Raw genomic sequence first — 14,762 nt, forward strand, 5'->3', positions numbered from 1 at the left:
CCTGGCCTTTTCCGCCTATCTTCGCACCTTCCGAAAACGACCCCTCCATGCTCCTTTCCATGACCGGCTACGGTCGCGCTACCCGCACCGATGGCGGCAAAACCTACACCGCCGAACTTCGGGCGCTCAATAGCAAACAGAGCGACCTTCGGCTGCGCACCAACCTGAATCTACAAGCCCACGAATTGGAACTGCGCAAGTCGGTGCTCGCCGCCACCAAGCGCGGTAAGGTGGAAATGTCCGTTGACATCGACGACGAAGCCGGCTCCGGTAAAGTGAAGGTCGACCTGCCCCTGCTCGCCGCCATTAGCCACGAAGTCTATTTCCGCCTCAACACCTACGGCAGCCGCCCCTTGCCCGAGCATACCATGGACGGCCTCGTACCCGCCCTGCTGCGTACCCCCGGGATCATCGAAACGGGTGCCGGACAGCTGGCCGCCAACGACTGGGAGAACATCCAGGCCACGGTGGAAGATGCCCTCCAACGGCTGCTCGCATACCGGCAGCAGGAAGGGCAGGTGCTATCCGAAGACCTCAGCGGCAGCGTCCGGAGTATTCTGGAACTCCTGGCCCGCGTGGATGATTACAGCGAGCAGCGGATCGACGCCGTACGCGAGCGCATGGAGCGCCACCTGGCCGAATACCTGGGCCGCGCCAACGTGGATAAGAACCGCTACGAGCAGGAGGTGCTCTTCTACCTCGAGAAGATGGACATCAACGAGGAAAAGGTCCGTCTCGCCCAGAACTGCGATTATTTCCTCGAAATCCTCGAGAACGAAGACGACGTTAAAGGAAGGAAGCTCACCTTCATCAGCCAGGAACTGGGCCGGGAAATCAATACCCTCGGCGCCAAATCGTACTCCGCCGACCTGCAACGGTTGGTCGTCAACATGAAGGAGCACCTCGAGATGATCAAAGAACAGCTTGCCAATGTTGCCTGAGCCCCCCCAAGGAAAACTGCTCATCTTTACCGCTCCTTCCGGTGCCGGCAAGACCACGATCGTCCGACACCTTCTCGGGAAATTCGGCGAACTCGCCTTCAGTGTCTCCGCCACCACCCGCCCGCCCCGGCGGGGAGAGGAACACGGCGTCGACTACTACTTTTTGAGTAAAGAAGCCTTCGCACGGGAGGTGGAAGCGGGCGCCTTCGTGGAATACGAGGAGGTTTACCCCGGTCGGTTTTACGGCACCCTCCACTCCGAAGTGCACCGCATCTGGGCCGCGGGCCGTACGGTCGTTTTCGATATCGAAGTGAAGGGGGCTACCACCATTAAGCGGCATTATCCCCACGACAGCCTCGCCGTTTTCGTGGCGCCGCCCACCCGGGAGGTACTTTTTCAGCGGCTTCGCGATCGAAGCACCGAAGACGAGGAAAGCCTGAAAGTCCGCATCGAGCGGGCGGGGGAGGAACTGGCGTATGCCACCTCCTTCGACCGGGTACTGGTCAACGACGATCTGAAAACCGCCCTGGCGGAGGCCGAGCTGATCACGCGCGACTTCCTGGCCGACTAGATTTTACGCCCGCCGACCACCCGGCCCCGGCGGTCTTCCTCCCGGAGCCGCTTGAGGGGGATCAACAAGCTCGCGAAGGCATCCGCGCTGCTCACTTTCCAATCCCGCCCCGCGTAGGTGATCGTCCCGTTGTCGCGTTCCCAGTCGCTGGCCAGCAGGGTGTACCGATCGCCGTTTTTGGGGTTGGGGCCGAAAACCAGGAAGTTGTCGTTGTCGTCTTCGAAGGAGATCGCCACCCGTTGCGTTTTCGGACTGAAGATGAAGACGCCAGGGGTGTTGCGCCGAAAAACCACCTGTTCGACGTCCCGGCCGTTGATCACCCGCACCGTTCCGTTGCGGATCTGGGAGTTGCCGCTGCGCAGCTCCCGTTGCAGCACCACGTCTTCGGAAAGATAGAACTGGATGCGGCGCAGGTCCTGTTCTTCCCAACCCTGCTCCTCGTAGAGGCGCTGGGTGAAGGGGCTGAGTTTAGGACCGCAGGAGCTCAGAGCCAGAACGGTAAGGGAAAGTAGGGTGAGGATACGGATCATAAATAGCCATCTCTGCTGGGAATCAATAATACGTCGGGCGCCGGGGCGCAGGTGCGGTGGCCGGTCGGATTAAGCCAAGTTTAACGCCGACCCCGGAAAAACCCGGTCATGAGTTCCGCACAGTCGTCGTGCAAAATCCCGAACTCGAGTTTTGTCTTCGGGTGCAGCAATTCCCGGCCGAAACGCATAAAGCCCCGCTTGTCATCGCTGGCGCCGTACACCAGCCGACTGAGTTGGGCCCAGGCCAGCGCTCCGGCGCACATCGGACAGGGTTCCAACGTGACGTATAGGGTGCAGTCGCGCAAATACTTGTCGCCCAGATGGTTGGCCGCGGCCGTGAGGGCGATGATCTCGGCGTGGGCCGTCACGTCGTTCAGCCGCTCGGTCTGGTTGTGGCCCCGCGCGATGATACGTCCGTGCGATACGACCACCGCACCAACGGGAATTTCTCCGATGGTGGCGGCCAGTCGGGCCTGGGCCAGGGCCTGCCGCATAAAGTAGGCATCGTCGTATATCTCAAGCATCCAGTACGGTTTCTACCAGGTAGTGGTTGCGATCGGGGTTGGAGCGGGCGACCAGTTCGGCCAGGAAGCCGGTCACGAAGAGGATCGTTCCCATCACCATCGTGGTCAGGCTGATGTAGAACCAGGGGTTGTTGGTGACCAGCACCATGGGCATGTTATTCGCCAGGGCGTACACCTTGGTGGTGCCGATCACGATGGAAGCGACGAAGCCGATCAGGAACATGATGGTGCCGATGGTGCCGAAGAGGTGCATGGGTCGCTTGCCGAATTTTCCGACGAACATCAGGGTCAGCAGGTCGAGAAAGCCCGTGATCAGCCGGCTCAGGCCGAATTTCGACGTTCCGTACTTGCGTGGCCGGTGCTCGACTACCCTTTCACCGATTTTGCGAAAGCCGGCCCACTTCGCCAGTAAGGGCATGTGGCGGTGCATGTCGCCGTATACCTCGATCGATTTGATCACGTTGCGGCGGTAACTCTTCAGGCCACAGTTGAAGTCGTGGAGACGAATGCCGCTGACCTTGCGCGTGACGAAATTGAAGAATTTGGACGGCAGCGTTTTACCGAGGGGGTCTTTGCGGTCTTTCTTCCAACCCGAAACGACGTCGTAGCCCTCCTCCATTACCATCTGGTACAGGAAGGGAATTTCATCCGGACTGTCCTGTAGGTCGGCGTCCATGGTGATGATGACATCGCCGGCGGCGTACTGGAACCCTACGTTGAGGGCGGGGCTTTTACCGTAATTCCGTTGGAATTTGATTCCCTTCAGGCAGTCATTCCGAGCGGCCAGTGCCGTGATGACCTGCCAGCTATCGTCATTGCTTCCGTCGTCTACCAGCCAGACCTCGTAGCTGTAGCCGTTGGCTTGCATGACGCGGTCGATCCAGGCCGTCAGTTCGGGCAAGGATTCTTGCTCGTTGAATAAGGGAACGACTACGCTGATGTCCATAGGCGGTCGTGGTTGATGGTCGCCAGGATACGGCCCGGCAGTTCGCGGCCGATCAGGGGGCTATTGCGGGTCTTCCCCTGTAGATCGCCCGCGGTAAAGCGTGCCGAACCGGCCGTCGTGAAGAGGGTAAGGGAGGCCGGCATGCCGACGGCTATCCGTACCGGCTCAAGGCCCAGGAGGCGGCGTGGTCCGGATGTGAGCGCGGCTACCACCCGATCTATGTCATCCTCTCCGTCAACCCAGCTCAGTTGCTGGCGGAAGGCCGTTTCGAGGCCCAGGGCACCAAAGGCGGCGTAGCTGAATTCCAGGTCTTTCTCCTCTCCGTGCCGGGCACGATGATGGCTGACGATGGCGGTGATGGTACCGTCCAGAACGCCCCGGCGCAGCGCTTCCCGGTCGCTGGCACTTCGTAGCGGCGGCATCACCTTGAAGTTCGGATTGAAGTCGGAAAGTTCCTCGTCGGTGAAGCTGAGGTGGTGGGCGCCTACCGTGCAGCCGATCAGCCTTTCCGGGGATAGGCCATAAGCCCGGATCAGTTCGAGGGATTCCGCGCTGGAAACAAGGTGCAGCAGTAAGCGACCTTCAGTATAGGTGAGGATGCTGAGCGCCCGGCGTAGCGGAATCGTTTCACATATGGTCGGTATGCCCTGTAATCCGAGCTGAACGCTGTGCTTTCCCTCGTGCATTTGTCCGTCTTCCGCCAAGTCGCTGTCGTAGGGGCTGTCCATTACGAGTCCGCCGAAGCCCTTTGCGTATTCCAGGCCCCGTTTTAGCAGACTGCCGGCTAGCGATCGTCCGGGGCCGTCCGTAAAGGCTATGGCGCCGGCCTCGTTCAGCTCCATCATTTCCGTCAGGTCGCTGCCCTTAGTCTCGTGACTGAGTGCGGCGAGCGGCAGCAGGTCAACCTCCCCGGTCTGGCTGCGTGCGTTGAGGTACGCCATGTCGGCAACCGTTTGCCGCACCGGGGAGGTGTTCGGCAGTACGGCCACGGCAACGTATCCACCGGCTCGCGCCGAAGCGATGAGGCTTTGAATATCCTCCCTTTCTTCGTGGCCCGGATCGCCGAGATAGGCTCCGATATCCACGAAGCCGGGGGAGAGGCGGGCGTGTTCCCGGGCGAACACCGTTTCGTCAGCTGCGGCTTCCAGGGATTTCCCGACCTCGGTGATTTGCCCGGCAACGACGCGTACGTCAACGGTTTTGCGGTGAAACGGACTGTCGGGGTCGGTGATATGAACGGAGCGAAGGAGCATGGCGGGGCAAAGGTATCATTTCGCCGTAAATGGACGTACCGTATACCTGGCAGTACCGGCTGATCGACTAAATCAGGTTTTCCAGAAGCGTAACACCAGGGCTTCCGCCAAGAGGAAAATGAGCGTAGCCCAGATGAAGTAGCGCCAGAGCGACCTTCCTTCGGTGCGTTCCCGTATGTCGTCCACCAGCGCTGCCTGGGAGTTGGCGTCCAGTACCGTTACCCCGGGAATGGACGCTAATGCCGCATCGGTCGAATAGGTGAGGTCCGATTCGGTGCGGTCGTAGTTGAAGGCGAAGGATTCCACCGTTTCCTCGTCGATGACCAGCTCGTAAACGCCCGCTTCCGGCACCTGACCGCCCAGGCTGAGGGCCACGCGTCCGCCGATGGTCCGTTGTTGAGGAATGAATTCCCCGCCGGGGCCACGAAGTTTGTAGACGATTTCCGCGGAGGATTGGCGGCGGCTGGTTTCGATCACCTCGTCCTGGCCGATTACGTAGGCCAGGGGGCGACGTCGTCCGCTGCTGATGCCCATCTTATAAAGCATCGGAATGAAGACTTCCGCGTTCAGGCCCAGGTTGTTGGTCTCGGCGTCGAGGGGAGCCGAATTGAGGTAAAGATTACCGTCTCCAATGGTGTATTTCGCCAGCGCGGTGCTGCCATCCCGGTACGTAAGCAGTGCTTCTTGTTGCCGGCTGCCGTAGCGGGTCAGGGGGTAGTTGGCCTGGGTGGCAGGTAAATTCAGGGCGTTTTGCCGACCCTGATATACGCCCTCGAAAATAAATTCCTCGTCGTTTAGTCCGCTGACTTCCCGCGACTGCTCCTGGTAGGGTTCCAGCTCGTCGGCCGGGAGGGCGGAAAGGAAAGCATTGTAGCTGGTCAGGTCGACCCCGGTGGGTGGGAAGAGCAGGACGTTGCCGCCGTTGCGGAGGTACTGCCGGAGTTGTTCACCCAGGCCACTGGCCATGGAGGTCAGATCGGTCAGGATGAGCAGTTCGTAATTCCCCAGGCTACCGTAGTCAATGTTCTGCGCGTTGACCGTGGTTGCCTCGAAGACGCCCAGTTGCAGGGCTGCGCTGAGGTTGCGGTCGGGGAGGTTGTCGCCGTCGATGTGCAGGACCCGAACCCGGTCGATGGTTCGGAATGCCAGTTCGTAGACGTCGTCGAATTCCACCGGATAATCGGTGATGCGTAGCTGAGCCGATCCCGAACCCGGCTGGCTGATATTTAGGTAGACACTATCGACGATACTGCCCCCGGCTGGAATCCCGAGGGTCCCTTCCGGCTTGTTCTGGCCCAGGTAGCTGCTGCTAAGCCGAACGTTGTCGAGGTTTTCATCACCGTAGTTGCGCACGCGCACCAGCAGCAAGTTGTTTTGATTGAGTTGCGGAACGGGTGCATCGAACCAGGCGGAGTCGATGGCCACGTTCCGCTCCTGTACGGCCTTGAGTGGCACCAGGTTAATCGCGAGCGTGGTGTCGGAGCCTTCCAGGTCTGTAATGTTGCGTTGAAAATCCGAAATGAGGTAGCTGATGCGGTTTTCGACGTTGCCGGTATTCAGCACGGCCGTCTGTCGGTCGACCACGCGGCTCAATCGACGGCTTTCCGGACTCGCTCGTATCTCGTCGATCGCATCCAGTGCTTCCTGTTGGCCGACCAGTCGCTGGTTGCGGCCGCTAAAGGCATTGGTCAGCACCTGAAAGCGGTCTTCCGGTCCGTAGGCGGCCACGATGTCGCGGGCGCGGTCGCGGGCAACCTGCAGCAGTGGTGCCCGGTCGCTTTCCGCTGCCATGCTAAAGCTGTTATCCACGTATACGCTGATGGCCTTGCGGCCCTGCAAGATGCCCTCATTCACGGGGATAAATGGCTGGGCGAAGGCAATCACCAGTGCGATCACCGCCAGGCAACGCAGCAGCAGGACCAGCAGATTCCGGAGCCGACTGCGCATACTCGTCTCTTCTTTCACCTCCTGTAGAAAACGGACGTTGCTGAAGTACACCTTGCGAAATCTCCGGAAATAAAAGAGGTGAATGATCACCGGCACGGCAACCAGGGTCAACGCCCAGAGAAAGGAAGGGTAAAGGAAGGACATAGTAGTCTTTTAGTTCTTTAGTCTTTTAGTTAGGGGGGAGTCGTTTAATTCGTTAGTCTTTTAGTCTTTTAGTCGGGTAGTTCGTTAGTCTTTTAGTCTGTTAGTCTTTTAGTTCGTTAGTCTGTTAGTCGGGTAGTTCGTTAGTCTTTTAGTCGGTAGTCTTTCAGGCTTTAAGGAAGGTAAGGTGCTGGATGCTTCGACCGGTTGATTTGCGGTTGTTGCCAGGTGAAGACAGGCTTCGGCAAAATCGCCACCTTCTTCCAGCAGGGGACGTCGCGAGTAAGGGGGTGGTTTCATTTTAGAGCTTGTTTGGATTCTCCTCACCGGTCTGCCAATTGCCTCATTTTCGACCAGGCTCGGAAAACCCAAACAAGCTCTTAGCAAACTGATCCGGGTCCCGCAACAACGACTCAAAAGTCCGGGCTTCATTCTTTTCCTCAGGCATAATAACGGTGTGTGTCAGTGAATAAGGTAGACACACTTTATTGGAACAGTCTTTAAGGCTGCTAATCGTCCAATCGATTGGAGCAGCAGCGTCCCCTAGTCCCTGCTATTGACCGGTTCGGCAGCAGGCTCGAAAGCGGAAAACTTACACCGCTCCTGCGCGCGCCGCCCGTTCCATCCTGCAAACTGAAACGCCTAGACTCCCCGACTAACGAATTAACAGACTACCCGATTAAAGAATTACCCGACTAAAAGACTAAATCATAAGCTCCGGCTTGACCCAGGCATCAAACTCCTCCGCCGTAAGGTAACCCAGGTCCAACGCGGCTTCCTTGAGGGTAGTGTCTTCGGCGTAGGCTTTCTTGGCGATGGTCGCCGCCTTGTCGTATCCGATTTTCGTATTCAGGGCGGTGACCAGCATCAGGCTGTTGTTGAGGTGCTCCTTGATGCGATTGCGGTTGGGTTCGATACCGGCGGCACAGTTCTTGTCGAAGCTGCGGGATGCGTCGCCGATCAGCCGTGCGCTCACCAGGAAGTTGTAGATCATCAGGGGCTTGAACACGTTGAGCTCGAAGTGTCCCGTCATGCCACCGATGTTGATGGCGACGTCGTTACCCATCACCTGGGCCATGGCCATGGTCAGGGCTTCGCTCTGGGTAGGATTCACTTTGCCCGGCATGATGCTGCTGCCCGGTTCGTTGGCGGGGATGATGATCTCGCCGATCCCGGATCGCGGTCCGCTCGAAAGCATCCGGATGTCGTTGCCGATCTTCGTCAGGCTGGCGGCCAGGGTCTTTAGCGCTCCGTGGGCCTCTACGATGGCGTCATGGGCGGCCAGGGCTTCGAATTTATTTTCCGCGGTGCGGAAGGGGTGGCCGGTCAGGTCGGCGATTTCGGCGGCCACCTTGACGTCGTAGCCTTCCGGCGCGTTGAGTCCGGTACCGACGGCCGTTCCCCCCAGTGCCAACTCGGCCAGGTGGTCGAGGGTGCTTTTCAGTGCTTTGATGCCGTGGTCCAGCTGGCTGACGTAGCCGCTGAATTCCTGGCCCAGGGTCAGGGGGGTAGCGTCCATAAAGTGGGTACGGCCGATTTTGACCACCGACTCCATTTCGCGGGCTTTAGCCCGCAGGGTATCCCGCAACTGCTCCACGCCCGGGATGGTGTTGCTGACCACCATCTCGTACGCCGCAATGTGCATGGCGGTGGGGAAGGTATCGTTACTCGACTGGCTTTTATTGACGTCGTCGTTGGGGTGGAGGGCCTTCTTCGCGTCGTTGAGCGACCCGCCGGAGAGGACGTGTCCGCGGTTGGCGATCACTTCGTTCACATTCATGTTCGACTGGGTGCCCGAGCCGGTTTGCCAGACCACCAGGGGGAATTCATCGTCGAGTTCACCGGCAAGGATCTCGTCGGCCACCCGCCCGATAAGGTCGCTTTTTTCTTGCTCGAGAACGCCGAGCGCGACGTTGGTGCGGGCCGCTGCCTTTTTTAGAATGGCGAAGGCGCGGATGATTTCCAACGGCATGCGCTGGTCGCCGATCTCAAAATTGGTGAAGCTGCGCTCCGTTTGGGCTCCCCAGTAGCGGTCGGCCGGGACGTCGATGGTTCCTATGCTGTCTTTTTCCTGACGGGTCTTCATGCTATGATGGTTTGTGGGAGCGAAGGTAATTGATATTCCGGCCGCAGCCGGGCGCCGAGCCCCGGGGTCTCCGGGACGCTTACGGCGCCCCCCGGTCCGTACGTGATGCCCCCCTCCACCGGGTCCTCCGAAAACATGAGCGGGGTGTCGAAGTCGTAGAAAGCGATACGATCAGAAGTTAGTGCGAAGTGGGCGGCGGCGGAAAAACCCAGTCTGGACTCCAGGAATCCACCCACCTGCAGGGGTAGGGTAGTGGTATCGACGATCCGGCCGGCGGTGTACAGGCCGCCGGATTTGCTGAGCTTGATGTTGATCCGGTCCACGGCGTCGATCTCGGTGAGCCGTCGCGCGTCCTGTTCGTTCCAGCAGCTCTCGTCGGCCATCAGGGGGATGGTCGTGCTACGCCGTAATTCAGGCAGGCGGGTCCAGTCGTAGCGATTGATCGGGGCCTCACAGTGCTGAATGTTGAATCGCTCCATTCCCCGCAGTGCCCGTTTGGCTTCCTCGAAGGTCCAGCCCTGGTTGGCGTCGATGCGTAGGGGAACATCCGCTCCTACGGCCGCTGAAATGGCCGCGATCCGTTCGATATCCGCTTCGGCGCCCCCACCCAGCTTTACTTTGATCACCGGGAATCCCCGTCGGGCAACGGTGCGGGCGGCGGCAACCATCGCCTCCGGCGTCCCGAGGCTCACCGTGTAATCGGTGTACAGCGTATGGTTTTCCGTTCCGCCCAGATAGCGGTAGAGCGGCAGGCCGGCCTGCTGGGCGGCGATGTCGTGCAACGCGATGTCAAAGGCCGATTTGACGGCGAAATTTCCGTGGAGGGCGCGGTTGAATAGGGCGGTGTACGCGGGTGCATCGATTACCGGAGAACCGATTAGCCGTTTTCCCAAATAACGGGCCATGGCCACTGCTCCGTCCAGTGTCTCCCCGTGGATCGTGGGGAAGGGGCTCGCCTCCCCCCACCCCTCAAGTCCGTCCGAACTCCGAATCCGTACAAATAAGTTCTCGGCATGGGTGAACGGGCCGAGGGAGATGACAAACGGTTCCGTCAACGGAATGCGAATGGGGAATAGCGTAATATCTCGAACGGTCATTCTTTTTATTTGAGGAAACAAGCTCCGTTATGGCGCATAGATCTACGAAAAACTCTGTTTCCGGGGTCCAGCAAGGGAGCAGGTCCGGTCTTTTCTTGGCATCCTTTCCATCTCGACCCACATAGCCGTGTTTCATTTGCGTGCAAATTACCCTAACCGAGTAGTTATCGTTGCCTCGGAGGGTAGCGTAGGCCCCATGCCGCAGCTTGAAAAAAAACATGCCGCGGGATGCACGGCTCGCGGTCTTTACCGTACAGCGCCACCCCGCCCATTCGGAAAGTAGCGTGGATAAGGTGTCGGCTGCTCGTACCCGGTTGCGGGCAAAAATGGCCGAAGACGGCGAGCTAATGCAAGCCGATATTGTTGATGGTGTCCGCGCAGATCGTCACCCGCACCTCATGCAGAGATGTACGGTCGTCGCTAAGGTTCTTGGCAGAATCGCTTCATGCCAGCATCAGCGAGCATGTCTGGCGGAGCAGGTGGGAAGTGATGCGGCGACTGGAAGAATACTCAATCCATCTCAGCAAGGTGGCGGAAAAGTTGAAGGTGTCGGAACAAATCGAAACCGCCCAGGCATTTAAAATGCAAGATGGCATGTCAGTGGAAAAAGCGGCGGAAGCGCAAAAAGTGAAAATTAATCCCGATCTTATGCACGTGTAGATGGGAGGAGGAACAAGGATTAGTTGCTTTATCTCATTTGATAAAACATCAAACCTAATAAAATTGTCCTTTGCGATGTTTTATATTTAATAAATGCCTAGCTGATAAAATGACTGTTTATGCATAACCTGCTGTTTTTAAGATGTATATATCTGTGGCACACTCTTTGATGTTAAGATTTATGTAAACCTACGCCCTATGTCGATTTATCAGGACAGCCTACCCGACTACCAACACAACACCCTAGATTACATTAATCGATTAGACCAACAATCCGCCAAAGTAGTGGCGATGGCCGGAGATATCCCCATGCCGATTGCCCTGCGTTCGGAATTACTGCAAACCTGGCGCATCACTCGTCAAAAACTGGCTTATTTCCGTCGGGAGCTCGAACGGGCCGATGGTGAATTCCGGAAAGAACTGGAAGTCTTGCACAATGCGTTGCTTCCCGAAGTAATCGCCTACCAAGTTCGGCTTGGGGCTATGATGATCGGCGACACTTGCGAAGATCACCGCTACCTCCACCGTTGGAGGGCCATCTGGACGAATTTCACCTGCTAACGTTGCCCGGAGTTAATTCAAAAAACGCAATAGACCCCTCGCGTGCCCTGCCTTCCTTTGCATCAGAGCGTTAAGGGGGGTGTTTGCTTATCATGGGTGCACTAGCCTAATGTTTGTTACTATTGCTTTTCATGATTTGTTGCGACCGTGAAAATTTTGGTGTTTAATGACAGTGAGGATCATCGGTATCGGTGCCTCCGCTGGTGGCTTGCAAGCCCTTGAGGAGTTTTTTTCTGAAGTTCCGGTAGGGTTGGGTGTGGCTTTCATAGTGGTGCAGCATCTGAGTATGGATCATGCCAGCTCGATGAGCTCGATCCTCCAGCGTACGACGAGTCTGCGGGTCGTACCGTTAGATAGTTTGGTTGTTCCCGAACCGGATACGGTTTACGTGAAGATGCCCGGGGTTGACGTAGAAGTGGACAAAATGACTATCCGGACTGTCGCCCGTAACGCGACAAAGAATGCTCTTTACCTCCCCATTGACGATTTCTTTTTCAGTCTGGCCAAATCACGGGGTGAAGATGCAATCGCTATCGTCCTTTCCGGGATGGGGGCCGATGGAAGCCGGGGCCTTAAAGAGGTGAAATCTCGTGGCGGACTGGTTATGGTGCAGCATCCGGGATCGGCTCAGTTTGACGGTATGCCCCGTGCGGCCCTCCGCCAGCATCTTGCCGATATCGTGCTGCCGCCCGCTGAACTGGCCTCCCGCCTCGCCACCATGCTCCGTCATAGCACGGCACTAGATCCGGAGAATGACGTACTGCACAATCTGACCCAATCCGACCTGGTTCGCAAGTTATTAGACCGGATCTATCAAACCGCCCGCTTAGATTTCAACCGGTATCGGCCCGCTACGATTATGCGGCGAATCGAGAAACGCATGTTGATCCGACAGCACGCCGATCTAGCACAGTACGTCCAGCAAACCCTTGAGGACGAGGAGGAACTGCAAACCCTGCGGCAAAGCTTTCTCATCGGGGTAACCCGATTCTTTCGGGACCAGGATGCCTTCGACGTACTGAAGCAGGAGGTCATTCCCTCTCTTTTCGATCAGGTGGGGGAGCGGGAAGTACGCATTTGGGTGCCCGCCTGCTCCACCGGCGAGGAAGCCTACAGCATCGCCATCCTCATTCAGGATTACCTGGATTCAAACGGTTTGGAGCGTACGTTTAAGATCTTTGGCTCCGACGTGGACCGTAAATCGATCATTACCGCGGCTGCCGGGGTGTACGACGAATCCATTGCCGCAGACGTTCCGGCACCCTGGTTACAAAAGTATTTCATTCGGGAACCCCCTGGCTTCAGGGTTCGTCCGGACCTGAAGGAAAACATTCTTTTTGCCGTTCAGAACCTGCTGGATGATCCGCCCTTCATTCGCATTGACTTTTTATCCTGTCGGAATTTTCTAATCTACGTGAACGGGGAAGGGCAGCAGCGCATTTTGGCAAATTTTCACTTCAGCCTTAACCCTTCAGGCTGTCTGATGCTTGGCCCCAGCGAAAGCCTCGGGGGCTTACAATCCGCCTTTACCACCGTGGATCGTCGTTGGAAGATCTACCGCAAACGAATGGGCGGAAAGACACCGGCGAGAAGGGGCGGGCACATTATCGACCATTCATCTTCTCTGACCGAAGGCGAAAATACCCCGGCAGTACCGCAGCTGAGCCAGCGGCTGGCGGACTCCTCGACCGGTGCCTTCAAAAGATCTAATCCATCCTCCTTGGCTTCCATGGACTTTTACGCTCGCTACCTCTCCGAGCGCTACGCACCGGCGACGCTTTTCGTAAACCGGCAGTACGATATTTTATACTTGAATGGCGACTTCGACGGCATGCTCCGGCTACCCCGGTTCAATGCCATGCTGTCGTTGCACACCATGGTGAGTCAGGAAGCGCAAAGCCTGCTCACCGCGGGCGTGGATCGGGTGTTGCGCACCGGAAACTCCGGGGTTTTCGAACGCATTAATCTAGCGGACACGGGCAATACCCCGAATTACGTGCGGGTACGCTTCAGCGTAACGGAGTTCGCACAGGTAGACGAGCCGGTCGCCATGCTGGAATTTTTTCCCAGCGAAGAGCAGTTGAAATTCGGGGCGGAAATCGAAGGGGACGAGGTCTATTCAGTCGATAGCAGATTAAGAGAACGGATTCGGCGGTTGGAGGCGGAGCTGCTGTCGAGTGAGCAAAGGGGGCAAAAGTTGTATAACGAACTGGAAGCGACCAATGAAGAGTTACAATCCAGCAACCGGGAGCTGTTGGCCTCCAACGAGGAAATGCAGAGTACCAACGAGGAACTCCAATCGGTCAACGAAGAGCTGTATACGGTTAACAACGAATTCCAGCGGAAAAACGAGGAACTGAACAACATCAACAACGATGTCCACAATCTTCTGAAGAGTACCCAAATCAGTACGATCTTCGTTGACGATCAGTTACGGATCCGTCGGTTTACTCCCGGAGTGGGCCAGCAGTTCGATCTGCATACCTCGGACCTGGGGCGTCCCATAACCTCCTTTTCCAATCCCTTCGAAGAACTGGACTTCGAAGCGCTTTGCCGCAAGGTGTTAACCTCGACCGTTCGCCACGATCAGGAGATTCAAGACAGGAAAGGGAATTATTTCCTGTTACGAATGCTGCCGTACCTCACCGATCAGGAGCATGTACAGGGCATCGTCATTACTTTCGTGGACATCAACGATTTGGTGTTCACCCGTCATCGGCTCACCGACATGGCGAACAAGTACGAGGCTATTTTCGAGAATACGGAGGAGACCATCGCCGTACTCTGGGAGAACAGCCGGATCGAGGAAGTTAATCGTCCACTTGCCGGCCGCCAGAAAGCCGAGTTAGTCGGAACGTACTTCACCGACCTGATCGTGAGCGATCAGGATAAAGTACGGTTCAACGAAGGCCTGCGGGCTAGTTTCGACCGGGGAGAAGTCTCCAATCAGGAATTGAGCCTGAAAAGTTCCGCGGGATCGACCATCTATACCAAGCTAGAGATCATTCCGATCGCTCCCACGGTGGAGAACACCGCTGAAAAGATGGGCCGGGTAAGTCAAGTTATGGTGATCATTCATGATTTCACCGAAATTGAAGAAGAGCGTCAGCAGTCGACCGCGATTATCTCCAAGTACGTCGAAGCCCTCTCCCAGCTGCAGCAGGATGCGGGTCTGGTAGACATGCAGGATCGATTAATCAACGTCAACCACATGCGCGGGCACATTCATGAGCCTGACCACTACCTGAACAGAATGATATCTGACTTTATCACCCCATCGGGTATGGAAAAATACCGGTTAGCCGTCGACCGGATTCGGGGCGGGAGTGAAGTGGAAAAAGTCACGTTCTCGCTGCAGGAATTACTGGATGACAATCAACCGCGTACCGTGCTTTACCGTCCGGTATTCATTAACGGTGTACTCACCTTCATCAATTTTGAGACGGTAGATTAGTGCTTCCGGATCGAACTGAGCAGTGATACCCGGAAGCCGAGGGCGTAGTGC

The 14,762-nt window shown here is 57.1% G+C and carries 12 protein-coding genes and 1 pseudogene; 6 read left to right on the forward strand and 7 right to left on the reverse strand.

Going from position 1 to position 14,762, the window contains the following annotated elements:
- Positions 1-47 precede the first annotated feature (47 nt).
- Positions 48-941 carry a YicC family protein gene (locus CLV84_RS13450; protein WP_104420306.1) on the forward strand — a complete coding sequence of 298 codons (894 nt, stop codon included), beginning with the start codon at positions 48-50 and terminating at the stop codon, positions 939-941.
- Positions 931-1,512, forward strand: a complete 582-nt coding sequence (gene gmk, locus CLV84_RS13455) for a guanylate kinase (RefSeq protein WP_104420307.1) — start codon at positions 931-933, stop codon at positions 1,510-1,512. Before CLV84_RS13450 ends, gmk begins: the two co-directional genes overlap by 11 nt.
- Here gmk and CLV84_RS13460 read toward each other — a convergent pair.
- From CLV84_RS13460 to CLV84_RS13490, 7 genes are all read right to left on the reverse strand, one after another.
- A complete protein-coding gene (locus CLV84_RS13460; protein ID WP_104420308.1) occupies positions 1,509-2,042 on the reverse strand; it encodes a hypothetical protein in 534 nt (177 codons plus the stop codon). The two genes, gmk and CLV84_RS13460, sit on opposite strands and share 4 nt — an antisense overlap.
- Positions 2,043-2,122: 80 nt before the next feature.
- Positions 2,123-2,566, reverse strand: coding sequence for a nucleoside deaminase (locus CLV84_RS13465; protein WP_104420309.1), 444 nt, complete (start codon positions 2,564-2,566; stop codon positions 2,123-2,125).
- Positions 2,559-3,512 carry a glycosyltransferase family 2 protein gene (locus tag CLV84_RS13470; protein ID WP_104420310.1) on the reverse strand — a complete coding sequence of 318 codons (954 nt, stop codon included), beginning with the start codon at positions 3,510-3,512 and terminating at the stop codon, positions 2,559-2,561. Before CLV84_RS13470 ends, CLV84_RS13465 begins: the two co-directional genes overlap by 8 nt.
- The gene (locus tag CLV84_RS13475) at positions 3,497-4,765 is read right to left on the reverse strand and encodes a dihydroorotase (protein WP_104420311.1); all 1,269 of its coding nucleotides are present in this window, start codon (positions 4,763-4,765) and stop codon (positions 3,497-3,499) included. Before CLV84_RS13475 ends, CLV84_RS13470 begins: the two co-directional genes overlap by 16 nt.
- Before the next feature lie 72 nt (positions 4,766-4,837).
- Positions 4,838-6,856 carry a BatA domain-containing protein gene (locus tag CLV84_RS13480; RefSeq protein WP_104420312.1) on the reverse strand — a complete coding sequence of 673 codons (2,019 nt, stop codon included), beginning with the start codon at positions 6,854-6,856 and terminating at the stop codon, positions 4,838-4,840.
- A gap of 700 nt (positions 6,857-7,556) precedes the next feature.
- Positions 7,557-8,939, reverse strand: a complete 1,383-nt coding sequence (fumC, locus tag CLV84_RS13485) for a class II fumarate hydratase (RefSeq protein WP_104420313.1) — start codon at positions 8,937-8,939, stop codon at positions 7,557-7,559.
- Positions 8,936-10,036, reverse strand: coding sequence for a dipeptide epimerase (locus CLV84_RS13490; protein ID WP_104420314.1), 1,101 nt, complete (start codon positions 10,034-10,036; stop codon positions 8,936-8,938). The genes fumC and CLV84_RS13490 overlap by 4 nt, the downstream gene beginning before the upstream one ends.
- Before the next feature lie 218 nt (positions 10,037-10,254).
- Here CLV84_RS13490 and CLV84_RS22330 point away from each other — a divergent pair.
- The 4 genes and pseudogenes from CLV84_RS22330 to CLV84_RS13505 form a co-directional block, all read left to right on the forward strand.
- Positions 10,255-10,428, forward strand: a pseudogene (locus tag CLV84_RS22330) (hypothetical protein); the annotation flags it as partial.
- A gap of 37 nt (positions 10,429-10,465) precedes the next feature.
- Positions 10,466-10,696 carry a hypothetical protein gene (locus CLV84_RS13495; RefSeq protein WP_146088806.1) on the forward strand — a complete coding sequence of 77 codons (231 nt, stop codon included), beginning with the start codon at positions 10,466-10,468 and terminating at the stop codon, positions 10,694-10,696.
- A 198-nt stretch (positions 10,697-10,894) separates the two neighbouring features.
- Entirely contained in the window at positions 10,895-11,257 is a 363-nt protein-coding gene (locus tag CLV84_RS13500) for a hypothetical protein (protein WP_104420316.1), read from the forward strand.
- 166 nt (positions 11,258-11,423) lie between these two features.
- Positions 11,424-14,711 (forward strand): CheR family methyltransferase, encoded by a 3,288-nt coding sequence (locus tag CLV84_RS13505; RefSeq protein WP_104420317.1) that lies wholly within the window; start codon positions 11,424-11,426, stop codon positions 14,709-14,711.
- Positions 14,712-14,762: the final 51 nt, after the last annotated feature.

The sequence above is a fragment of the Neolewinella xylanilytica genome (assembly GCF_002934605.1).
Classification (GTDB): Bacteria; Bacteroidota; Bacteroidia; order Chitinophagales; family Saprospiraceae; genus Neolewinella; species Neolewinella xylanilytica.